Here is a 22,120-nt window from a genome sequence, read left to right as displayed (position 1 = left end):
TGAAGGGAAGCCTCACGCGTTCAGCCGGATCTCGCATCCGCAGCGCGCCTCGGAAAGCCCGACACACCGCCGTGACCTGCGGTTATTCAGTCAGATCCGGTCAGATCAGATCCACCAGATCGGCGATCGAGTCCACGATCGTCGAGGGCCGGAACGGATAGCGGTCGATGTCCTCCGGCTTTGTCAGACCGGTCAGCACCAGGAAGGTCTCCATCCCGGCCTCAAGACCGGCCAGGACATCGGTGTCCATCCGGTCGCCGATCATCGCACTGGTCTCGGAGTGCGCCCCGATGGCGTTCAGCCCGGTACGCATCATCAGGGGATTCGGCTTGCCCGCGAAGTACGGGGCCTTGCCGGTCGCCTTGGTGATCAGCGCGGCGACGGAACCGGCGGCGGGCAGCGGACCCTCCGCCGACGGGCCCGTCTCGTCGGGGTTGGTGCAGATGAAGCGCGCGCCGTCGTTGATCAGCCGGATCGCCTTGGTGAGGGATTCGAAGCTGTACGTACGGGTCTCCCCCAGCACCACGTAGTCGGGCTCCTGGTCGGTGAGGATGTAGCCGATGTCGTGCAGCGCGGTGGTGAGACCCGCTTCGCCGATGCCGTAGGCCGTGCCGCCGGGGCGCTGGGCATCGAGGAACTTCGCGGTCGCCAGCGCCGAGGTCCAGATGTTGTCCACGGGCACGGCGAGACCCATCCGGGCGAGCCGTGCTTGTAGGTCGCGCGGGGTGTAGATGGAGTTGTTGGTGAGGACGAGGAAGGGCTTGCCCGACTCCCGCAGGCGCTTGAGGAAGCGATCGGCGCCCGGGATGGGGATGCCTTCGTGAACGAGGACACCATCCATGTCGGTGAGCCAGGAATCGATCGGCTTGCGCTCTGACATGTGACGGACTCCTGCCGTAAGCAGTGTGCTGGTGGGGCCGGGGGCACTGCTCCGTACCGCTCGGCGCCCCCAGCCTAATCAGCTTCCGATGATCTTGGCTCTCGGAGGGTGCGGCCGTCAGTGGCCCGTGGCTTCCTTCCAGGAGTCCACGTAACCGTCGAGGCTGGGCTCGATCCGCTGCCAGTTGGGCTCGAAGAGCGTGACGCCGTCGATGACACCGGCCAGCTCGATGGCGTTCTCGTCGGTGGGTCTGACGTCCGTACGGGCGGGGAAGCCGCCGCCGATTCCGCTGACCAGCTTCTGCGCCTTCTCGGTGAGCATGTAGTCGAGCAGCTTCTTGCCGTTCGCGCTGTGCGGGGCGCCGTCCACCAGACCCGCCCCGTAATACATGGCGAACGTGGTCGGCTTGCCGCCCTCCTTCGCCGGGAACCAGATCGCGAGGTTCGACATGCTCTTGGACTGCGCGAAGTTCGTCTGGACGTCACCGTTCGCGACGAGGATCTCGCCCTTGTCGACCTTGGCCGCGAGCTTGAAGGTGGAGGGGGTGGGGCCGACGTTGTTTTCCTCCAGCTTCCGCAGATAGTCCATCGCCGGCTCCTCGCCGCCGAAGTCCTGCATCGCCTTGATGAGGAGGCCCGTGCCGTCGCCCGCGACTCCGGGGGTGGAGTACTGGATCTTGTCCTTGTACTTGGCGTCCAGCAGCTCCTCCCAGGTGGTCGGAGGGTCCGTCAGTTCCTTCTTGTTGTATATGAAGCCGAAGTAGTTGTTGACGATCGAGGTCCACCGGTTGTCCGTGGACTTCCCCGAACCGTGCACCTTGTCCGAGCCCTTGGGGTCGTACGACGCCAACAGCCCCTTCCGCTCGGCGTGCTGGATGTACGGCGGCAGGGCGACTATGAGGTCTGCGCGGACGTCGTCCTTCTCGCGCAGCACCCGGTCCACCATCTCGCCGGAGCCGCCCTCCTGGTACTTCACCTTGATGCCGGTGTCCTTCTCGAAGTCGGCGAAGACCTTGTCGTACCAGCCGTCGTCCGCGACGCCCTTGAGCCCGTCGGCGCTGTAGACGGTGACGACCTTCTCCCCGGAGGCACCCGAGCCACCGCCGCATCCGGCGAGCGAGGCGGTGAGGACGAGGCTGCCGGCGACGGCGGTGAGCGGGGTGCGACAGGATCTGAAGGTGTGGGGGGTGTGGGAGTTGCGGGGCATGACGGCTCGTATCTCCTAGCGGGAGGTGGCTCGGGGCGGAGCCGGGCGGTGTCCCGTACTGCTGTGCACGAACACGCCCGCTCACCACCCCGTAGATCACATAGGGACCCGCGGAAATGACGATATCGAGGGCCACGCACGCGACTTCGTGGGTCGCGGGGGTGACCGGACTCCAGAATCGCTTCGTTCAGGCCCAGGACGACGACGAGATTACCGCTCGCCGCGCCTCCTGGCTGCGTGCGTGCCAGGATCGAGACAGGCTCATGAGCGGTTGCGCGCGCGGCGGAGACCGAGAACCAGCGCGCCACCGGAGAGCAGGAGCAGTACGGCGCCGATCGCGGGGCCGAGGAGGGAGCCGGAGCCGGTGTCGGCGAGGGAGCCGATACCGAGGGGGAGCGACGGTTTCTCGCTGTGGTCCTGGGAGTTGGGGGTGGGGGCCGGGGTGGCGCCGGTAGTGGATTGGGGGGTCGTGCCGGGAGTACGGGCCGGGGCGCCGGTGTCTCTGCCGGTGCCGGTGGTGGGTCCGGCGCTGCGAGTGGCTGAGCCGGCGTCGGTGTCCGTGCCGGGCTCTGTGTCGGCGTCCGTGCCGGCCTCTGTGTCGGCGTCCGTCTCGGTATCGGTATCGGTTTCAGCGTCCGCGTTCGCGGCGCCTACGGAGAAGCGGTAGTCGTTCGACTCCCCCACCCAGTCGCCGTCACCGCCGCGCCGCTGCACCGTGGCCGCGTTCGCCACGATCCCGTTGGCATCGGCTGCGGCCGTGAAGGCCAGCCTCGCCCGTACGGTGACGGTCTTCCCGGCCGGTACCGCGAAGCCGGAGAAGCCGCCTTCGAGGACGGCGATCGTCTCGTCCTCGTCCGACTTCTCCAGCGACATGGTGCGCCACCGGCCCTTGTCGTCGGTGAGTTGGAGCCGGACCTGGGTCTTGTCGAGGGACCGGTGCCGGTCGCTGAGGACGATGACCGGGTGGATGTTGTGGCAGGCCTCGTCCGTGCTGTTGGTGAGATCGATGGACCAGACACCCGCCGGGCCACCGGGGCGGTACGTGTCCGGGCCGCCGTGGATGCGGGTGTCGATGGGGAAGTTCGGGTCGGACGCCTTGCCGCAGCTCGGCTGCCGGTCGGCCCCGGGGCCGTCGCCCGATTCGTCGTCCCTCTCCGGCAGGGAGGCGTCCACGCTCGCGGTCGCGGTCGTCGCGGGCAGCACTGTGGGCACGATCGTGCCGACGGTGACACCGACGGCTCCGATGGCGCCGAGGATTCCGGTGACGAGGACGGGACGCAGTCGCATGGATCGCATGGGGTCCGACGCTGCCACGGGCCGTCCACCCGGCCGGGGAGCCACGTCGCATCCACGGTCGGAAGATCGCACAAATACACTCCGACGGTCCTGCCGATGTCAGGGCCGCGGGCCCGCCGGGGACCTACGGACGCCCCCGGCCGAAGACCCGCGCGTGCCCGAACACGGGCGCGAGCACCAGCTGCGCCGCCCCCTCTGCGACCGAGTACCCGCCTCCGCATGCCACGGCCACCGGGACCACGGGGCCACGCGCCCGCTCTTCGAGTACGGCTCCGACTCCCGTGACGAACTGTTCCTCGGCGGCGGCCACGGCGCGGCCACCGAGCAGCACCCGGTCGATGTCGAGCAGCCCGACCAGATTCGCGGCCCCGGCGCCCAGCACCCGCGCGGCCTCCGCCAGGTCGCCGCGTGCCACCGCCGCCATGCAGAGCGCCTCGATGCAGCCCCGGTTCCCGCAGTCGCAGAGCGGCCCGTCGAGCTGGACGACCTGGTGCCCGAACTCGCCCGCGCCGGTGCGGTCGCCCCGGTAGAGGGCGCCGCCGAGTACGAGGCCGGCGCCCAGTCCCGTACCGAGGTGGAGGTACGCGAACGAGTCGCCCGGCCCGCTCAGCGCGAGGCCGAGGGCCGCGGCGTTCGTGTCCTTGTCGAGGACGACGGGCAGGCCGAGGCGGGCGGCGAGCGCGTCGCGCAGCGGGAAGCCGTCCCACTGCGGGAAGCCGGTGACCCGCTGGGGTACGCCGGTGGTGTGGTCGAGCGGACCGGGCATGGCGACCCCGACGCCCAGCAGACCGCCGGGGCTCCCGCCGACCGCACCGGGCCTGGTCGCCCCGGACGCGTCCGTACGGGCCTCCGCCTCCGCCCGTACCGACTCCACCTGCGCCGCGGCGATCTCCACGACCTCGGCCGCCCCGGCGCCCAGATCGAACGGCACCGTACGGGCGGCGACGGCCGTGCCCGCCAGGTCGACCACGACGGCTGTCAGTTCGTCGCGGTCCAGATGCAGGCCGACGGCGTGCGCGGCGGAGGGGACCAGGCACAGGACGGTCCGGGGTTTGCCGCCGGTGGACGCCCGCTGGCCGGCTCCGGCCGCCAGACCCTCCGTACGGAGCCTGGCCGTGATCTTGCTGACCGCCTGCGGGGTGAGGCCGGTGGACTCCGCGAGTTCCAGCCTGCTGATGCCGCCCTCGCCCGCCGTACGGAGGAGGTCGAGCACGAGGGCGGAGTTGTGGCTGCGCAGGGACGGCAGATTCGCGCCCGTGTGCGGGCTCGGATTCACGCCCGTACGGATGCCGCTCACCGTCGGTACGTCTTCGCCGGCGCCGGCATACGCACCGGCATGCGCGCCGTCGTTCGCGCCGTCGTTCGCGCCGTCGTTGCCTCTACTGTCGCCGAGGCCGGCGTCACTGTTGCCCACGGTGTCATTGTCACGCGCGCTTGCACTATGGCAACACCGTTGCTTAAGTGGAACTCATGACTGGCACCGGTACGCCTCTGCGCGTCGCACTCGTGGGCTACGGCCTGGCGGGCTCCGTCTTCCACGCCCCGCTGATCTCCGCGACCGAGGACCTGGTCCTCGACACGGTCGTCACCTCGAACCCCGAGCGGCAGGCGCAGGCACGCGCCGAGTTCCCCGACGTCCGCTTCGCGGCGTCGCCGGACGAGCTCTGGGAGCGGGCCGGCGAGCTGGACCTGGTCGTGATCGCGTCGCCGAACAAGACGCACGTCCCGATCGCGACGGCGGCGCTGAAATCGGGCCTGGCGGTGGTCGTCGACAAGCCGATCGCCGGTACCGCCGCCGAGGCTCGCGCTCTCGCCGCTCTCGCCGAGGAGCAGGGCGTGCTGCTCTCCGTCTTCCAGAACCGCCGCTGGGACAACGACTTCCTGACGCTCGGCCGCCTGATCGCGGGCGGCGAGCTGGGTGACGTACAGCGCTTCGAATCGCGGTTCGAGCGGTGGCGGCCGGAGACCAAGGGCGGCTGGCGGGAGTCGGGAGCGCCGGAAGAGATCGGAGGGCTGCTCTACGATCTGGGCAGCCACGTCGTGGACCAGGCGCTGGTGCTGTTCGGTCCGGTGGCTTCGGTGTACGCGGAGTCCGACGTACGCAGGCCCGGTGCCGCGGCCGACGACGACACCTTCATCGCTCTCACGCACGCGAACGGTGTCCGCTCGCATCTGTACGTGAGCGCCACGACGGCCCAACTCGGGCCGCGCTTCCGGGTGCTGGGCTCGAAGGCGGGCTATGTGAAGTACGGCCTCGATCCCCAGGAGGCCGACCTGCGGGACGGCAAGCGGCCCAACACTCAGGAAATGGCTGGAAATTGGGGTGCGGAGCCCGAGTCGCTGTGGGGCCGCATCGGGGCCGGTGAGTCTCCGGCGACCGGTGGCGGACACCCGGTGGAGAGCGCGCCCGGCGACTACCCCGCGTTCTACGCGGGTGTCGCGCGGGCACTGCGCGAGGGTACGGCGCCACCGGTGACCGCGCACGAGGCCGCCGCGGCCCTGGACATCCTGGAGGCGGCGCGGCGCTCCGCCCGCGAGGGCGTCACGGTCACGATCGGGGCCTCGTCATGACGGCGGGCCAGGGCCGCGCCCTGCCGACGGTGGACGAACTGGAGGCGCAGGAGGCCCGGTTGGTCCTGCCGCACTTCACGTACGACGACGCGTGGGCGCTCGGCAGTCTGCTGGCCGAGCTGTCGCGCGAGCGGGAGGCGCCGGTCGCGATCGACATCCGGCGGGGTGCCCAGCAGCTGTTCCACTGCGCGCTGCCGGGTTCGTCGGCGGACAACGACGCCTGGATCGACCGCAAGCGGCGGGTGGTGGAGCGGTACGGGGCGAGTTCGTTCCTGGTCGGTGCGCGCTCCCGCGCCAAGGGCAGCACGTTCGAGGACTCCTCACGTCTGGACCCGGACCGGTACGCGGCCCACGGCGGCTCGTTCCCGATCGCGGTGAAGGGGGCGGGAGTTGTCGGCACGGTAACGGTCTCGGGCCTCCCCCAGGAGCAGGACCACGCGATGGTGGTCGAGGCCCTGGAGTGGCTGCTGGGGCGGATGTCGTAGCGACCGGGCCGGGGTGGGCTCGCGCGGGCGCGGTGATCCCGTGGGCTCCGGGCGCGCTCCCTCAGGCCTTGATTTCGAGGAACCCCGGGACGCTCGCGACGAGCAGTGTGCCGTCCCACAGACGCAGCGCGTCCTCGGGGCCCGGTGGTTCGCTGACGACGGGGCCGAAGAACGCGTGCCGGGCGCCGGAGGGGTGGGTGACGGCCAGGACCGGCGTACCCACCTCCCCGACGACCAGGCTCATGGCCTCCGCGTGCGAGGCGCGCAGCGCCTGGTCGTGGTCGGTGGTGAAGCCGGCCCCGGCCAGTTCCGCCGGCAGCCCCGCGGCGCCCAGCGCCTCGCTCATGTCGCCGATCCACTCGCGCCGTCCGCCGTCCGGCGCGGTCCACAGCGCGTCGTAGAACCTGCCGAGTGCCGCGTGCCCGTGTGACGTCTGGATCGCGGCGCACACCCGGGCGGGGATCCAGAGGTAGCCCTCCTCGTCGCCCTCGGGGTCGGCCTCCCTGCCCTCGTTCAGCACCGAGAGGCTCATCACACGCCATCGGATGTCGACCGGGCGCCGCTCGGCGACCGTGACGATCCAGCACGCGGTGATACGGCTGAGGGGGCAGGCGGGGTCGAACCAGAAGTCGACGGTCCGGCGCTCGGCGGTGACCATCGGGGCGCTCCTCTCGCCGGTCCGACCCCTCGTCAAGCTCCCTCCCTGGAGGGGGCGTTACGCGTCCTTGAGTTCCTGCCGCTGCCGCCCCAGTCCCGCGATCTCCAGTTCGACGACGTCCCCCGCCCGCAGATAGGGCTTCGGTTCGGGCTGTCCGAGCGCCACACCCGCCGGCGTACCGGTGTTGATGACATCGCCCGGGTAGAGCGTCATGAACTGGCTGACGTAGCGCACCACTTCGGCCACCGGGAAGATCTGCTCGGCCGTCGTCCCGTCCTGCTTCAGCTCCCCGTTGACGGACAGCTTGAGCGACAGCGCCTGCGGGTCCGGCACCTCGTCGGCCGTGACGAGCCACGGGCCGAGCGGGTTGAACGTCTCGCAGTTCTTGCCCTTGTCCCACTGGCCGCCGCGCTCGATCTGGAACTCACGCTCGGAGACGTCGTGCGAGACGGCGTACCCCGCGACATGCGCCAGGGCCTCCTCGTGGGAGTCCAGGTAGCGGGCGGTGCGGCCGATGACCACGGCCAGCTCCACCTCCCAGTCCGTCTTGACGCTCTTGCGCGGTACGAGGACGGTGTCGTCCGGCCCGACCACCGTGTCCGCGGCCTTGAAGAAGATGATCGGCTCGGACGGGATGTCCGCGCCCGTCTCGCGCGCGTGGTCGTGGTAGTTCAGCCCGATGCACACGATCTTGCCGATCCGGCCGACCGGCGGGCCGGTGCGCAGTCCGGCGGAGTCGACGACGGGCAGCTCGCCGGAGGCGGCGGCGGCCCGTACCCGGTCGAGTGCGGCTTCGTCGGCGAGCAGTGCGCCGTCGATGTCCGTGACCAGTCCGGACAGGTCCCGCAGGGTCCCGTCCTGGTCGAGCAGCGCCGGGCGCTCCGCACCCGCCGTACCGACACGCAGCAGCTTCATGGTCTGTTCTCCCTCTGGTCGAGCGGATCGACCTGGTCGAGCGGGGGCACCACCGACGGGTCGCGGCCGTCGGGGTGTTGGCTGATCGTCCAAGACATCCGATCACTCCGCAAGACCCCGTTCACACCCTGGACCGCGCCGGAGGGCGGGGACGGTGGCGCGCGACGGAAGGCGGCGACGGTGTCAGGCGGCGGTGTCAGGCGGCGGTGGCCAGGGCACCGGGCGCCGGGACGTCCCGGTAGAGGAAGGCCCGTTCGACGGCGGTCCATGTGGTGCTCGTCACGACGTACAGCGCGGCCGCCAGCGGGACCACACCCACCGTGAGGAGCGTCGCGAAGGAGAGCAGCGGCATCAGCTTGGTCATCGCGCCCATGCCGGGCACCCGCTGCCCGTCGGCCCCGGCCGCCGGCATCGGCATGGCGGCCATCTGCTGCTTCGTACGCCGGTAGTTGAAGGTGGCGACGGCCACGACGATCGCGAAGAGCACGACGTACACCAGGCCCGCTCCGCCGAAGATCCCACCGTCGGCCAGGGCGTCCTTCCAGCGGTCGCCGAGCGGCGCGGCGCCGAGGGAGTGGCCGAGCAGTTCGTTCGGCCTGCCGCCGATCTCCCGGCTGGAGAAGAGGTGGTACATCAGGAAGAACGCGGGCAGCTGGAGCAGGCTCGGCAGACAGCCGGAGAGCGGCGAGACCTTCTCCTTCGCGTGCAGCTCCATGATCGCCTTCTGGAGGCGCTCGGGGTTCTTGCGGTGCTTCTTGCGCAGCTCGGCGATCTGCGGCGAGAGCCTGGTGCGGGCCTTCTGGCCGCGGGCCGCCGCCCGGGAGAGCGGGTGGACGGCGAGCCGTACGCAGGCGGTGAAGAGGATGATCGCCACCGCGGTCGCGCCGCCGTGGAAGAGCGGGTCGAGCAGATCGGCGAAGTGCCCGACCAGGGAGGCGAAGCCGGACAGGAAGACGGACATGGGTGAGCCCTCCGAGGGTCTCGTCGTGCCGGATGGAATGCGCGGCGCCGGTGGTGCGGCGCGGCTCGGCATGACGACCCACGTGGGATCGGATCGCTCAAGGCTGCTCTGGGGTGGGTGAAGCGGCGAACCGGTCCTACGCGGTCGTCAGGACGGGACGCCCTGGAGCTCGGGGCCTGGTGCGGCCCCGTGCGTCGGGATCTCGCTGGGGCAGGAAGGCCGTCCGCTGCTCGCGGTCGCGGATCGCCGTACGGACCCGGGTGGGCGGTACGGCGGGGGCGCACCGGGCCGAGATCACCGCGGAGGCGGCGAACGCGGTGGAGGCCGCGGCGGTGGCGGCGAGGGCGACGGCGGCGGAGAGGCTGCCTGCGTCGAGGAGCAGGACCTGGAGGAGGGCGGCGAGCAGGAAGAACACCGGGGGCGCGGGGCGCAGCGGCCGTGTCGCGCGTCGGATCATGGCCTGCCCCTCCTGGTGTCGTGTGCCTGGTCCCGTTGCCTGTTCCCGGCGTCGTGCGGGACCTTCATGGCCGGCCGGGTGTGTCAGGCCGCGTTCCGGCCCCTCCAGCCGTTATACACGATCCGTTTCGATGGGCAGAAGTAGACGGCGGGGGGCGAGCAGCGCCCGGCCCACCGGATTGTCCGGGTCCGGATCGAGCCCGCGCCCGGGCAGCATCTCCACGTCGCGCGGCGGTACGGCGGTGCCGCAGGCCGGGCACTCGCCGTACGAACCCAGTTCCGTCCCGCAGGCGGCGTGGGTGAACACCCGCATCGGGAGGACGCCTTCGATGTGTTCGCGGCCCCAGACGCCGAGGGAGCGCACGACGGGCCAGAGGGCGATGCCGCGCTCCGTCAGGACGTACTCGTCACGCGGCGGCGACTCCTGATACCGCCGCTTCTCCAGGATGCCGGCCTGTTCGAGGCTCTTGAGGCGGGTGGCGAGGACCGCGCGGGGGACGCCGAGGTGGCTGAGGAAGTCGTTGTAGCGGCGGACTCCGTAGAAGGCGTCGCGCACGACGAGCAGTGTCCAGCGCTCGCCGACGATCTCCAGCGCGCGGGCGATCGAGCACTGCTGGGTGGAGTAGTCCTTCCCGAGGGCCATGGGAGCACCTTAACAAGCTGAAGGTTCAATGAACGAACTCACCATGCTACGGTCTGCGCGAGCATGAGTTCACTCATCGAACCTTGAAAGGCCGCCTCGCCATGTCCCCGACGCCCGCGTCCGCGAGTCCCGCCACCTCGACCACGTCCTCGACCGCGTCGTCCGACTCCTCGGCCCGTGACGGCGTGGGCGGCGACGCGGCGCCCGGCCGCTCCGGGCCCCGCCCCGGCGCCACACTCGCCGTGACGAGCGCGGCCACGACCGTCGCGCTCATGAACTACACGGTCCCGATGCTCGCGCTGCCGGACCTGGCCGCCGACTTCGGCACCGCGATATCGGCGCAGGCCTGGCTCCTCAACGGCGCCCCGCTCGGCCTCGCGGCCCTTCTGCTCGTCGCGGGCAGCCTCGCGGACGACTACGGCCGGCGCGGACTCTTCCTCGCGGGCACGCTCGGCCTGGCGCTCACGACCGGACTCGGCGCGCTGGCCGACTCCACCCTCACCTTCACGCTCGCCCGGATCGCACAGGGCGCCTCCAGCGCCGCGATCATCGCCAGCAGCCTCGGCCTGCTCGTACACGCCTTCCCGGCGGGGTCCGCCCGCGTCAGGGCCACCGGCGTCTGGGGCGCGTTCGTGAGCGCGGGGATCGCCACGGGGCCGCTGCTCGCGGGCGGGCTCGGCTCGTACGGCTGGCAGCTGCCGTACGCCGTACTCGCCTCGGCCGCCCTCGTCATCGCGGTCCTCGCCTTCCGTACGCTCACCGAGTCCCGCGCACCGCGCGGCGGGCGCCCCGACCTGGTGGGCGCAGTCGTCCTGGGGCTGGCCATGACCTCGCTGGTCGGCGCGCTGACGCTGGGCCGCGACGGGTGGCTGCGTACGCCCGTAGTCCTGCTGCTGGTGGCCGCCGCCGTACTCACCGGTGTCTTCGCCGCCGTGGAGCGGCGCGGCGGGGCCCCGCTGATCGATCTGGGGCTGCTGGGGCGGCGGCCGTTCCAGGCGGCGACGTCGGGGGCACTGTTCACCGGGCTCGCGGTGATCGGGCTGTTCAGCTACCTCCCCGCGCTGCTCCAGCGCACGCTCGGCATCTCCCCGATGGGCGCGGCGGGCCTGTTCGTGCTCTGGTCGGGCACGGCCTTCCTGGTCGCCCTCCAGACCCGCCGCATCGCGCACCGCGTGGCCGCACGCCACCAACTCGCACTGGGCTTCCTCCTGCACGCGGCCGGCGCCCTGTCGATGCTGGGCGCGGTCGGCGCGGGGTCGTGGGGGCGGCTCGTACCGGGGCTCGTCGTCGCGGGCGTGGGCAGCGGCCTGCTGAACGCCGCGCTGCCCCGCCTCTCCGTCGAATCCGTCCCGCAGGAGCGCGCGGCGATGGGCTCGGGCGCGAACAACACGGCCCGCTACATCGGCTCGGCGGCCGGCGTCGCGCTGATGATCGCGGTGGCGACCTCGGCGTCCACTCCTCAGCAGGGCACGGACCTGGCGATCGTGGTGTCGGCGGGGGCGACGGTGCTGGGCGCGGCGATCATGCTGGCGCTACGGCCCAGTCCCTCACGGTGACGGCGCGTGACGCCCCGTCCCCGTAGCCCGAACACCCTCCGCCCCGACAGGCGTACAGCAGTACGGTGTGGACCATGCGCCCCGACATCCCTGCCGACCACACCACCGAAGCCGAGCGCCTGCTGCGCACGGCCTCCCGGTACCCCGAGGATCGCGAGCCCCTGCTCCTCCAGGCCGCCGCCCACCTGGAACTGGCCGGCGCCCGCGACCGCGCCACCGGCCTCTACGACGACCTCCTCGCCGGCGACCCGGACCACCCCCACCTGGTGAAGGCGTTGAAGGCCGCGAACCTGTGGGAGTACGGCCACGAGGCCGAGGCCCGCGCGATCATCGAGGGCCTGCGCATCGCCGAACCGCTGGAGCCGGCGCCGTGGGAGATCGTGGCGGAGACGCTGGAGGCCCACGACGAACTCGAAGCGGCCCACGACTCCTACACCACGGCCCTGAACCTGCTCCTGACCCCCGGCGAGGAAGTCCCGTACTCCGCCGGCTCCCTCCTCCTCGGCCGCCACCGCCTGCGCCGGCTGCTGGGCCTGGAGCACGACGACTGGGACGCCCTCGGCGACCAGGTGAACAAGACGTCGGTCCCCCTCGACGAACTCCACGACCCCAAACGCCTCTGGGCCCTCGGCTCCGACAACCCGGACGAACTCCAGGCCGAGATCGCCCGCCTGCGCGCCGAGCTGGGCTCGTACCGCTCGGCGCTCTCCCGCCCGTTCCCGGTGGCGGTCCTGCACTGGCCGGCGGCCGAGCTGACCGAACTCCTCACGGCCTACCCCGACCTGCGCACGGAGTACCCCTCCCGCGAGGCCCACCTCGCCCAACTGGAGTCCTCCCTGCGCGAACTGGCGTCCACGGGCACCCCGAACCTGGGCATCGTGACGGGCACGGTCCCCTCCTACGAGGCCTTCGCGGCCTCGGAGTCGACTTCCCCGTCGGACCCGAACCTGCTCCCCCAGTACGCCACGACCCTGGCAGCCCGCGGCCGCGCCACCTCCTGGCCCCCGGCCCGCAACGCCACGTGCTGGTGCGGCTCGGGGGAGCCGTACAGGGAGTGCCACGGGGTGGGTTAGGCGTACGTCTCGCTTCCGACACCCTCCATCCCTGACTGGGCGCGGCAGCCTTTCGGGATGGAGGGCGCAGGCCGCTGAACTATTCGTTTGTCATCCCGTCATGCCCCACCTCGCCGCAGACTGTGACCCATCCCATCCGCCGCCCGAGCGCCATATAGAGGCGATCCCTTTGCTTTCCAGGTAGCGGGAGTAAACGCCGATATCTTGGGTGAACAGCCCTATGAGATGGGGCTCTTTCAGCTGCCGCTCGCGATAGAGGAAATGACTGTACTCGAATAGTTGGCCGACGACTTGGCGAACTGCCTCTGTCGGGTTCCCCGCACGCACGACCTTGGCCTCTACAAGCCACTCCGCTTGGGGGGTTCGCCCCTCTGACGTGCGATGAAGAACAAGATCTTTAGGGTGCATCAAGCGGGTGGTAGGCGTGTATCCCCGAGCGACCACGTGATGGCCGAAAGAATCGATCAGCGCTTCATGGTGGCGCTTCTTCACTTGCTGCCGGGCGACGATGTTGGCGACATAGTCCGAGCTGTCCTTCGGGTGAAAACCCGCGAGAGGATCCTCAGCGGACGCACCATGGCCGTCTGGCGCGAAGTTCACCTCCAACTCACCTTCTCCGTCACTGAAATACCAGGCCTCCTCCGCGATGGCGGTCCGCCTAAGAAGTTCTGCGGCGTGCGCCAGATCGTCGGCAAGGACCGCATCATCCGGAAGTTCTGCTAGCTCATAGCTACGTGCGATGACACTGGCGGCCTCATAAGCTCGTGGCCGATCAGCGTGATGCCGAAGCGTGGGTTCATCAATCCAGCCAGCTCGCCTCTGCCTCTCCACCGCCCGACGGAGTCGTTTCGCCTGAAGCCGAAGGTGATCCTGCCGCGCTTGCCCCCTACCGAGGCGGTCCTCCAGATGCGTAATGCCTTGTTGCAACGTCAGCGAAACGGTCTTGAGGTCGGCGCTGAAGATGTAGGCGAGATAGAGCCCCTTCCCCGGCTTGCTGTTAATCGCCGGGTCGAACACACCAATCCAAGGAGTCGCAGCGGCACTCGACTGTCCGCCGTATCCCTTGGCGAAGAATGAGGGCGGCAGCGACAAGTCAGTGCGCTCCCCAACTCCACGCAGAACGATTTGACCTACTACATCCCGTTTCGTCTTAGCGTCGGCGTCGTACGTAGCCGCGATCTCACGAAGCAACCCTGACATGCCCATGCGTCGAGGATAGTCAGGGGCACTCGGCTTCAATCAAGAACACAAAGGCCGCCGCGCGAATCTCACCTATCCACCGTGAGGTAGCCCCTGAGCCGTAACTCGATCCAACTGCAACGTCGTTGGACCTCAGACATGGCCGTTGCCAGGGCGGGCCCCTTCCAGCTCCGCCTCGTAGTGCGTTTGAGCGCGATCAAGGGCTTCGTCCGGGTCGCAGCCGTGGGCGTGGAGCCAGTGCAGGACATCGGCGATCAGGTCGATCGCCGCCGTCTCCGCCACTGCCGTCGCCAGTGGGCTCACTTCTTCCGACGAGGAGCACTGAAGAGAGCGATGACGGACGATGGTCATCTCGGCCTGCGCCACGCGCGGATTCGTCGGTTGTTCTCTCGACGCCTCCGGCCCCGTGGCCAACTCGCACCACACCACCTTCGAGTCAGGTCGAGAGATGACGCCCCAGCGGTCGGCCATCGCATCGAGAATCATCAAGCCGCGCCCCGACTCAGCGCCGGGCGTGGGGGCGAGGAGGGTGGGCATCGTGCGCGCGTCCGGGTCCGTCAGCTCAATACGGAGGTGGGCGCCGTCCGTGGAGACCGCAAGGGTGACCGGGGTTCCTGGGCCAACGTGGGTGATCACGTTCGCCACCAGCTCGGATACGCAGACCTGAGCCACGTCCTCAAGGTCTGACAGACCCCAGAGCGAGAGATGCAGTCGGATTGCTCGGCGCACTCGGGCGACCACGCGCGGTTCCGCGGTGAACGGGACCTCCCACGGCCGGCGTTGCACGCAGCCACTCTCCTGGTACCTGGCCATGCTCCTGCTCCTCTCACCCGGGCGATACTCATGCCGTCGCACTCGATTGAGCAAACGGTGACGTTGCGTCACTCGTCGTGACAGAATGGCAGCGCGCATCCCTGGATGCAATGTGCACGATGGGATTACCTCGAACGAGTGATTGGCGGGAGCGCTCGCTTCCTATGGGATGGAACCCCCTTTACCGCTTGAGGAGTTGAAGTGGCCGGATCACCCACCGCACGACGCCGTCGCCTGGCGATCGAGCTCAGGAAGCTGCGCGACGACAGCGGGTTGACCTGCAACCAAGTCGGCAAAGAGCTGGACTGGAGCGGTTCCAAGGTCAATCGGATGGAGACGGGCCAGGGACGGGTGCAGCCCTCTGATGTGGACGCGCTGTGCCGCTTCTACGGCACGTCGGACGAGTTGCGCGAGTTGCTGAAGGGGCTGGCCAAGGAGTCCAAGACCAAGGGGTGGTGGCACGCGCACGGCGATGCCGTGCCCTCGTGGTTCTCGGTGTATGTGGGCCTGGAGCAGGCGGCATCCGACATGCGCAGTTACCAAGGCGAGTTCATCCCGGGGCTGTTGCAGACAGCGGAGTACGCGACGGAGTTGAGCCGGGTCACGCCCGAGCAGGACCACGACGAGATCCCTCGACTCGTCGATGTACGCATGCGCCGACAAGAGTTGCTGACCGGTAGCAACGCTCCAGACTTCTGGGCTGTGGTTCACCAAAGTGCGCTGATGCACGTGATTGGCAGCGGACAGGTGATGGCAGAGCAGCTCGAACGTATGCTGGATATCGGACGGCGGCGGAACGTGACAGTTCAAGTCCTGCCGTACGACGCCGGGGCGTACCCGACAACCGGTCCCTTCACGGTGCTCGGCTTTCCCGAGCAGGAGGATCCAGATGTGGTGTACCGAGAGGGACTGACCGACTCCATCTACCTCGAACTCCCGGCAGACGTAAGCGTCTACACAAAGGCCTTTGACCACCTCAGAGCTCTGGCTCTGAGCCCTCAGCAATCAGCCGCGCTGATCCGAGCAGCCTTGGAGGAACACTCGCCATGACCCCGTCCCCCACCGAACCCCAGTGGCGAAAGAGCAGCTACAGCAATGGAGCCGGCGGCGAGTGTGTGGAGATCGCCGATCTGTCCGGTGTGACCGCCGTGCGGGACTCCAAGGTGCCCAGCGGGCCTCGGATCGCTGTGCGGCACGCCGCGTGGGGTGCGTTCGTCGGCGCGCTGCGTCAGCGACAGTTGGGCTGAGTCCGTCAGCTGTAGTCGTCCGGGTGGTCCTGCATCCAGACGTTGATCTTGTCGCGGGTGCCTATGAGGTCCGTGCGGTGCTTCTCCAGGTTCGGGGTGGATGTGTCGTCGCCCAGGGTCTTCCAGAGCTTGGACGTCCACGCCAGGGGTTCCTTGAAATGGCCCGGGCCCTTCGGGTCCGCCTTCATGGCCGCGTCGAGGCCCGATAGTTCGTCGTGCACGCGGCCGAGGAAGTAGTCGCAGGCGCCTGGCGTGCAGTCGTCGTTCAACGTGGCCTGGAGGGTGGCGAAGGCGTCGCGGACCAGCTCGACCGGTGGGGTTGACGCGTCAGGGGCCGGCTCGGCGGTCGTTGGGTCCGCCGCCGCGGCGCGGGGTGGGGAGGATGTGTCTCCGTCACCCCGCTGTGGGTCCTCGGAACTGGAGCAGGACAGCAGAGTCGCAGCCAGCAGTACTACCAGTGCGGTGGCGGTGCGACCTTGGCGTATGTGCATGTGGGCCCCCCTCGGGCTCGATCCGGGTGAGCTTATCCGTGACGGCCTTTCACGCCCGGAGGACCACCCGGGGACGGGTGGTGCGGGTGGTGGCGAGGTGGAGTTTGGTGAGGACCGCTCTGGTCAGTTCCTCCGGGTGGTCGCGGACCAGGGTGGGCGTCACGCTCAGCACTCCCACGCCGTGGGATTCCAGGAGCAGGCGGCGGCGGAGGGTGGCGCGGTACTCCGTGATGCCCAGGTGGTACTCCGCCGAGTCGACCTCCAGCGCGACGCCCTCGTAGGGCCAGTAGGCGTCCGGGCGGGCCAGGAAGGTGCCCGACGGGGTGTGGAGCGTGGGGTTCCAGAGGGGGTCGGGGATGTCGGCGCGGAGCAGCGCGTCGCGGGTTTCGCCCTCCGCGATGGAGCGGATGCCGACGCGGAGGTCGTCCAGCACCGCGCGGACCGCGGGGTTGCGCAGGGCGTGGGACGCGTGGAGTTCGGCGAGGAGGTCGTCCGGGTGGCAGCGGCCCCGCTGGACCGTGCTCACCAGGAGTGCGCGGACCCGGTCGGGTGAGGGCTCGTGGGCGGCGAAGTCGGAGGCGGCTCGGACCGCGCGGACACAGGGGATGCCCTCGCCGCGCAGGGTCGGTGGCCAGCGGCGGGTGGGGTGGAGACGGACGTACGAGCGGTCGCGGAGCCGGCGGCCCGGGCCGACCAGGACGTCGGCACGGTCGGTGCGGGCGCCGCGTACGCCGTAGATGGCGAGGACCGCCTCGCCCGTGAGTACGGCGGTGTGGCCCGACATCGCGGAGGCGCCTCTGGCCGCGAACAGGACCGCCGCCAGTAGTTGTTGCCAGCTGTCCGGCTTGCCTGTCTGTATCAGGACGACCCCCGGCAGCAGCCGTTGCCAGGGGCCGCCCGGTGCGCAGCGGCGTGCTGTCGTGCTGGTGGCCAGGCCGGTGGCGCGCAGTTGGCCGGAGGTCGCCAGCCGCAGCTGGGTGCGGGCCAGGCGGTCGATCGCCGCGGTGTTCGCTGTCGTGGGTGTCGGCATGGACGAGTTCTGCCCGCCCGTGACTCTGCGTAGCTGAAATCGCGAAATCTTGTTGTCTTGTGTGGTGTGAGCTGCGTTCAGTGCCAGTTCAGCACCGGGAGCAGATGCTCCTCTCGTACGTGAAGTGGTCATCCAGGTCCGTCGCCAGCCGTTCCAGACGGAGCTTCGCTCAGGCGCAGGCGCTCCAACACGAACGCGAACTCGGGTAATTGCCGGTCGAACCCCGAGAGTGGACGTGGGACGGACGGCTCTCCGCGCATCGTGTGATGGAAGCCGTGGCCGGCTGCGGAAACGCGTCGAGCGCGTCAGATCGCTCCGGGGAGACCGGCCGCTTCACCGATGACCTTCAGGCCGTCAGTCCACGGCGAGTCGATCATCAGGTTGTTGAACGCGATCATGCCGAAGAAGAGGAGGTAGAAAGCCATGAACGGCGACGCCTCCATCGGATCGCCCGTGATGCCGTATGCCGGAATGAGGGACAGCTCAATGGCTTCGTCCGACTCCCGGTAGAAGCATTTGGCGGCCGTGAGGGTGGCGTGCGAGAGCTGGGTTTCCCCGATGTACGACTCGAAAAGCCCGCCGCCAAGACTCTTGGCGAGAGCGTTCATCTGCGAGTACTGATTGGCCGGGTTGCTCGGGATCACCGCGTCGCGTACGGCGTCGGCGGCCTCTGTGTCGTACTGGTACCCGTGATCGTCGGCCGTCCTACGGAGACCGGTGTGCTTGAACTGGTGCGCCCTGTTCATGGAGTCGACGGCGTCCTCACCATCCCGGACGAGCCATTGGAGGTGAGCGACGTACTCGACCATCAGGCGTCGGTTGGGCGCGGCTTCGTGGCCAAGTCCCTCGCTGTGCAGAGCGACCACGGCGGCGGCCTGCCGGCCCAGGGCGGCCACCAACCCCCAGCCGACCAGAAAGGGGCGGCAGTTCTCGGGGGCGGGAGCGTGGTCGGCAGCGCCGTCGGCCAGCAGCTTGGTCAGAGCTTCCAGCCCCGGCACCGCCAGCCTGTTGAACTCTGCGATCTCCATATCTGTGACCATGCGGAGATTGTCCCGCCAGCAGCGCCTCGTGCGCACCAGTGTTTCCCGAGCTCGGGCAGTGAAGCAGAAGCAGGGGAGTTGGGCACGTACGCGTACGAGCAGGGGCTGGACAGCCCGGAGGGCAGCGAGTCCTAGGCGGGCGGCAGGCGCAGGAATCGTTCGATCAGTGCGTGCAGTTCCGCCGGTCTGTCCAGGTGTACGTCGTGGCCCGCTCCCGGTACGACCTCGACCCGTGTACCCGCCGGGTGGCGTGCGCGCATCTCCTCGGCCTCCGACGCCGGCATGGCGCCCGAATCGCCGCGCACCACCAGGGTGGGGCAGCGCACCTGGTCCCATTCCCGCCAGAACGAGCGGACCGCGCTCTCCGCCACGCAGTCCACCATCACGTCCCGGTCCACGCGCGGATACAGACCGTCGGGGCGTACGTCCAGGCCCGCCGCCCAGGCCCGGCCCGCCGGGCCGCCGCCGAAGAAGCGCGCCGCCGCGTCGGGCGACTCGAACGGGACCGGCCAGGAGTCCAGCCAGGTCCCGATCTTGCCCGGCAGTTCGGGAGCCGGGCCCCTCGGGCCGGCCTCCACCAGCACCAGGGCGCGGACGAGCTCGGGGTGCGCGGCGGCGGTCAGCAGGGCCGTGAGACCGCCGAGGGACTGGCCGACCAGAACGGGCCTGGGCAGGGCCAGTTGCTCGATGACGGCTACGACGTCGCGTACGTGCGCCGCGCGCGAGACGTCCTTGGGAAGACGGTCGCTCATGCCGTGGCCGCGCGCGTCGTAGCCGACCGGGCGGTGGCCGGGGCCGAGCAGCCCCGCCAGTACGTCCCACTCCGCCGTATGGCCCGCGAGGCCGTGCAGCAGCAGGACGGGGACGGCGTCCCCCTCCTCTGAGGGGGCGTACTCCGTACAGGCCAGCCGTACGCCGTCGTCCGTCGTGAGCGTCGTACGACCTGGCATACCGTTCGCCCTTTCTCCGGACGGCGCTGAACGCCTTCCTACTGGGATACGTACTTGAGAGCACTCCCCCTTGGTTGCTGGGTGTGTGTACCGGGCGGTCCGGTGCGCACACCCAGCCTGGGACAGCTGGGGCCGTCGTCAGTGGACGACGTCGAAGACGTTCTTCTGCAGACCGTTGGCGTACGTCTCGTGCTCGACCAGCCGCAGCTTCTGCGCGTCCTTGTCCGTGTCGCTGAACAGCCGCTTGCCCGCGCCGAGAAGGAGCGGGAAGACCAGCAGGTGGTACCGGTCGATCAGGCCGGCGTCCGAGAGGTTCCGGTTCAGGGTGGCACTGCCGTGGACGATGATCGGGCCGCCCTCGGTCTTCTTCAGCTCGGCGACCTCGTCCAGCGACCGCAGAATCGCCGTCGGGCCCCAGTCCGGGACGAGCTTGTCGTCGGTGAGGGTGGAGGAGACCACGTACTTCGGCATCACCTTGTACTCGGCGAACTCCTCCATGCCGGGCCAGACCGGGCTGAACGCCTCGTAACTGGTTCTGCCCAGCAGCATGGCCCCGGCTTCCTGCTGCTCGCGGCCCTTGATCTCGTATGCCTCGGGGAGGAACTCCACGTCCTTGAAGGTCCAGCCCGAGTTCCGGTAGCCCGGCTCGCCGCCCGGGGCCTCCACGACGCCGTCGAGCGAGACGAAGGCGGTGGTGATCAGTGTGCGCATCGAAGGTCTCCTGGGTGTGTGGTGCGGTGTTGTATCTGTCTGACCGGGCAGCGCGGCGAAACTCATCGGTCGGGGCGGAATCCGCGCGCCCCCGCCCGCGCGCCCCCGCCCGCGCGACCCGGCGGCCTTCCCCGGACCTTAGGACCCTAGGTCGTGTCTTCAAAGTAGCGCCGTCCGCCCGCGGGCCAGACGGGACTTCGAAGACACGGCCTAGCCGCCCAGCGCGTGCGAGATCGTGTAGATCAGCAGGCCCGCCAGCGCACCCACCACCGTGCCGTTGATGCGGATGAACTGCAGGTCACGGCCGATGTGCGCCTCGATCTTCTTCGACGTGTGCTTGCCGTCCCAGCTCGCGACCGTGTCGGAGATCAGTGAGGTGATCTCGCCCCGGTACGTCGTCACGACGTAGTCCGCCGCGTCCTCCACCCAGCCCTCCAGCTTCCGCTGGAGCCTCTCGTCCGTCGCCAGGCGGGCGCCGAGCGAGAGGAGGGAGGCGCGGGCGCGCAGGCGCAGTTCGCTGCGGTCGTCCTCGGCGGCGGCGATGATCATCGCGCGTACGGAGGACCACGCCGACGCGATGATGTCCTGCACCTCCGGGCGGGCCAGCAGCTCCGACTTGAGGCGCTCGACGCGTGCCCGCGTCTCGGTGTCCGACTGGAGGTCGGAGGCGAAGTCCTTGAGGAAGCGGTCGATCGCGCCGCGCGCCGGGTGGCTCGGCATGTCACGCATCTCCGTGACGAAGCGCAGCAGTTCCTTGTAGACGCGGTCGCCGATCCTGCGGTCGACGAAGCGCGGCGTCCAGCCGGGCGCGCCGCCCTGCACCGCGTCCATCACCGAATCGCCGTGCTCGACCAGCCAGTCGTGCGCGCGGACACAGATCAGGTCGACGGCGCGGTGGTGGGCGCCGTCCTCGACCACACGTTCCAGCGTCTTCCCTATGCCGGGGGCGATCTCCGCGGCGTCCGCGCGGCGGGTAATCGCCTCGCCCACGACCGCCTGGACGTCGCCGTCCCGCAGGACGGTCAGCGCGCCGCGCAGGGCCGTGGCCAGCTCGGCGGTGACGCGGTCGGCATGGGCGGGCTCGGCCAGCCAGGCGCCGAGCCTGCCGCCGAGGCCGAGTCCGCGCAGCCGGGTCCGTACGACGTCGCCGGAGAGGAAGTTCTCCCCCACGAACGAGCCGAGCGAGGCGCCGAGTTGGTCCTTCTTGTTCGGGATGATCGCGGTGTGCGGGATCGGCAGGCCGAGCGGGTGGCGGAAAAGGGCCGTGACGGCGAACCAGTCCGCGAGCGCGCCCACCATGCCGGCCTCGGCCGCCGCCGCTACATAACCGGGCCAGCCCGTGACGCCCGAATTCCCCGCCCAGGTGGCGAGGACGTAGATGACCGCGACGAAGAGCAGCAGGCTGGTCGCGGTGGCCTTCATACGGCGGACGCCGCGCCGCTTCTCCTCGTCGGCGGCGGTGAAGCCGAGCGGGGAGAACGGCGAGCGCTTGCCGGGGCCCGAGCCGGGGCCGGCGCCCAGGGCGGAGGAACCCGCCCCCGCGTCCACACTCGCCCCAGCCCCGGCGGCCATGCCCCCGCCCGAGCCCTCCGGACCGGCCGTGATGGCTGCCGCCGACCCGCCCGCCGACCCGCCCGCCGGACCGGCCACGGGCGTCCCGGGCTCCCCGCGCACCGGACCCGCGCCCGTCGCCCCGTCGCCGGCCCCGGACCCCGTCGTACTGTCCGGATCAGCCGGATCGCGTCGTTCCATTCACTCCACCCATCCGCGTACGTACCGCCGAGACCTACCGTCCCGTACCCAGAACCGGCCCGCCAGACGGACCCCTCACCCATCTGTACGCATTGTCCCTACCTCTGGTACTCCCGGGGCGCATCCCGAGTTCCCGCGCCATGCCGGATGATGTCCTTTGTACGTAGGTGAGGGAGTCACGGGGGA

24 protein-coding genes are annotated in these 22,120 nt (G+C 69.9%); 6 read left to right on the top strand and 18 right to left on the bottom strand.

Annotated elements, in window-relative coordinates; genetic code table 11:
• Positions 1-100 precede the first annotated feature (100 nt).
• The 4 genes from IEY79_RS09730 to IEY79_RS09715 all read right to left on the bottom strand — a co-directional run bounded on the left by IEY79_RS09730 (position 101) and on the right by IEY79_RS09715 (position 4,658).
• Complete coding sequence (locus tag IEY79_RS09730; protein ID WP_189106967.1) at positions 101-880, bottom strand: HAD-IIA family hydrolase; 780 nt, start codon at positions 878-880, stop codon at positions 101-103.
• Between the two features lie 117 nt (positions 881-997).
• Entirely contained in the window at positions 998-2,086 is a 1,089-nt protein-coding gene (locus IEY79_RS09725) for a 2-aminoethylphosphonate ABC transporter substrate-binding protein (RefSeq protein WP_189106966.1), read from the bottom strand.
• Positions 2,087-2,347: 261 nt separating this feature from the next.
• The gene (locus IEY79_RS09720; protein ID WP_229700774.1) at positions 2,348-3,382 is read right to left on the bottom strand and encodes a hypothetical protein; all 1,035 of its coding nucleotides are present in this window, start codon (positions 3,380-3,382) and stop codon (positions 2,348-2,350) included.
• Positions 3,383-3,506: 124 nt separating this feature from the next.
• Positions 3,507-4,658, bottom strand: a complete 1,152-nt coding sequence (locus IEY79_RS09715; protein WP_373292516.1) for an ROK family transcriptional regulator — start codon at positions 4,656-4,658, stop codon at positions 3,507-3,509.
• A 194-nt stretch (positions 4,659-4,852) separates the two neighbouring features.
• Here IEY79_RS09715 and IEY79_RS09710 point away from each other — a divergent pair, with 194 nt between their 5' ends.
• Positions 4,853-5,953 carry a Gfo/Idh/MocA family oxidoreductase gene (locus tag IEY79_RS09710; RefSeq protein WP_189107157.1) on the top strand — a complete coding sequence of 367 codons (1,101 nt, stop codon included), beginning with the start codon at positions 4,853-4,855 and terminating at the stop codon, positions 5,951-5,953.
• Positions 5,950-6,438 (top strand): heme-degrading domain-containing protein, encoded by a 489-nt coding sequence (locus tag IEY79_RS09705; protein WP_189106964.1) that lies wholly within the window; start codon positions 5,950-5,952, stop codon positions 6,436-6,438. Before IEY79_RS09710 ends, IEY79_RS09705 begins: the two co-directional genes overlap by 4 nt.
• Positions 6,439-6,499: 61 nt before the next feature.
• On the opposite strand, the gene IEY79_RS09700 is transcribed toward IEY79_RS09705, so the two are convergent.
• From IEY79_RS09700 to IEY79_RS37295, 6 genes are all read right to left on the bottom strand, one after another.
• Positions 6,500-7,096, bottom strand: coding sequence for a mycothiol-dependent nitroreductase Rv2466c family protein (locus IEY79_RS09700; RefSeq protein ID WP_189106963.1), 597 nt, complete (start codon positions 7,094-7,096; stop codon positions 6,500-6,502).
• A 57-nt stretch (positions 7,097-7,153) separates the two neighbouring features.
• Entirely contained in the window at positions 7,154-8,011 is an 858-nt protein-coding gene (locus tag IEY79_RS09695) for a fumarylacetoacetate hydrolase family protein (protein WP_189106962.1), read from the bottom strand.
• 196 nt (positions 8,012-8,207) lie between these two features.
• Positions 8,208-8,972, bottom strand: a complete 765-nt coding sequence (locus tag IEY79_RS09690; protein ID WP_189106961.1) for a YidC/Oxa1 family membrane protein insertase — start codon at positions 8,970-8,972, stop codon at positions 8,208-8,210.
• Positions 8,973-9,108: 136 nt separating this feature from the next.
• Positions 9,109-9,429, bottom strand: a complete 321-nt coding sequence (locus IEY79_RS09685; protein ID WP_189106960.1) for a DUF6412 domain-containing protein — start codon at positions 9,427-9,429, stop codon at positions 9,109-9,111.
• 111 nt (positions 9,430-9,540) lie between these two features.
• The gene (locus IEY79_RS09680) at positions 9,541-10,071 is read right to left on the bottom strand and encodes a winged helix-turn-helix transcriptional regulator (protein WP_189106959.1); all 531 of its coding nucleotides are present in this window, start codon (positions 10,069-10,071) and stop codon (positions 9,541-9,543) included.
• A 73-nt stretch (positions 10,072-10,144) separates the two neighbouring features.
• A complete protein-coding gene (locus IEY79_RS37295; protein WP_229700798.1) occupies positions 10,145-10,345 on the bottom strand; it encodes a hypothetical protein in 201 nt (66 codons plus the stop codon).
• On the opposite strand from IEY79_RS37295, the gene IEY79_RS09675 reads away from it, so the two are divergent.
• Together IEY79_RS09675 and IEY79_RS09670 are read left to right on the top strand one after the other, a co-directional pair.
• Positions 10,257-11,627 (top strand): MFS transporter, encoded by a 1,371-nt coding sequence (locus IEY79_RS09675; RefSeq protein WP_229700793.1) that lies wholly within the window; start codon positions 10,257-10,259, stop codon positions 11,625-11,627. The two genes, IEY79_RS37295 and IEY79_RS09675, sit on opposite strands and share 89 nt — an antisense overlap.
• Positions 11,628-11,701: 74 nt before the next feature.
• Positions 11,702-12,700 (top strand): SEC-C domain-containing protein, encoded by a 999-nt coding sequence (locus IEY79_RS09670; RefSeq protein ID WP_189106957.1) that lies wholly within the window; start codon positions 11,702-11,704, stop codon positions 12,698-12,700.
• A 90-nt stretch (positions 12,701-12,790) separates the two neighbouring features.
• Here IEY79_RS09670 and IEY79_RS09665 read toward each other — a convergent pair whose 3' ends face one another.
• Together IEY79_RS09665 and IEY79_RS09660 are read right to left on the bottom strand one after the other, a co-directional pair.
• Positions 12,791-13,906 carry an MrcB family domain-containing protein gene (locus tag IEY79_RS09665; protein ID WP_189106956.1) on the bottom strand — a complete coding sequence of 372 codons (1,116 nt, stop codon included), beginning with the start codon at positions 13,904-13,906 and terminating at the stop codon, positions 12,791-12,793.
• Positions 13,907-14,032: 126 nt separating this feature from the next.
• A complete protein-coding gene (locus tag IEY79_RS09660) occupies positions 14,033-14,713 on the bottom strand; it encodes an ATP-binding protein (RefSeq protein ID WP_189106955.1) in 681 nt (226 codons plus the stop codon).
• A 201-nt stretch (positions 14,714-14,914) separates the two neighbouring features.
• On the opposite strand from IEY79_RS09660, the gene IEY79_RS09655 reads away from it, so the two are divergent.
• The gene (locus IEY79_RS09655) at positions 14,915-15,763 is read left to right on the top strand and encodes a helix-turn-helix domain-containing protein (RefSeq protein WP_189106954.1); all 849 of its coding nucleotides are present in this window, start codon (positions 14,915-14,917) and stop codon (positions 15,761-15,763) included.
• Positions 15,760-15,960 (top strand): DUF397 domain-containing protein, encoded by a 201-nt coding sequence (locus tag IEY79_RS09650; RefSeq protein ID WP_189106953.1) that lies wholly within the window; start codon positions 15,760-15,762, stop codon positions 15,958-15,960. The genes IEY79_RS09655 and IEY79_RS09650 overlap by 4 nt, the downstream gene beginning before the upstream one ends.
• 5 nt (positions 15,961-15,965) lie before the next feature.
• Here IEY79_RS09650 and IEY79_RS09645 read toward each other — a convergent pair whose 3' ends face one another.
• The 6 genes from IEY79_RS09645 to IEY79_RS09620 form a co-directional block, all read right to left on the bottom strand.
• Positions 15,966-16,451: a hypothetical protein gene (locus IEY79_RS09645; RefSeq protein ID WP_189106952.1), complete on the bottom strand. Its 486-nt coding sequence runs from the start codon at positions 16,449-16,451 to the stop codon at positions 15,966-15,968.
• Positions 16,452-16,500: 49 nt separating this feature from the next.
• Complete coding sequence (locus IEY79_RS09640) at positions 16,501-17,481, bottom strand: hypothetical protein (protein WP_189106951.1); 981 nt, start codon at positions 17,479-17,481, stop codon at positions 16,501-16,503.
• Positions 17,482-17,786: 305 nt separating this feature from the next.
• Entirely contained in the window at positions 17,787-18,509 is a 723-nt protein-coding gene (locus IEY79_RS09635; RefSeq protein WP_189106950.1) for a hypothetical protein, read from the bottom strand.
• 143 nt (positions 18,510-18,652) lie between these two features.
• Positions 18,653-19,471: an alpha/beta fold hydrolase gene (locus IEY79_RS09630; protein ID WP_189106949.1), complete on the bottom strand. Its 819-nt coding sequence runs from the start codon at positions 19,469-19,471 to the stop codon at positions 18,653-18,655.
• Positions 19,472-19,609: 138 nt separating this feature from the next.
• A complete protein-coding gene (locus IEY79_RS09625) occupies positions 19,610-20,182 on the bottom strand; it encodes a dihydrofolate reductase family protein (protein ID WP_189106948.1) in 573 nt (190 codons plus the stop codon).
• A gap of 210 nt (positions 20,183-20,392) precedes the next feature.
• A complete protein-coding gene (locus tag IEY79_RS09620; RefSeq protein ID WP_373292503.1) occupies positions 20,393-21,934 on the bottom strand; it encodes a DUF445 domain-containing protein in 1,542 nt (513 codons plus the stop codon).
• Positions 21,935-22,120 lie beyond the last annotated feature (186 nt).

It is taken from the genome of Streptomyces camponoticapitis (assembly GCF_014646115.1).
Lineage (GTDB): Bacteria > Actinomycetota > Actinomycetes > Streptomycetales > Streptomycetaceae > Streptomyces > Streptomyces camponoticapitis.
Note: the sequence above shows the minus strand (reverse complement) of the source record. Positions and strands in the feature narration are given on the sequence as shown.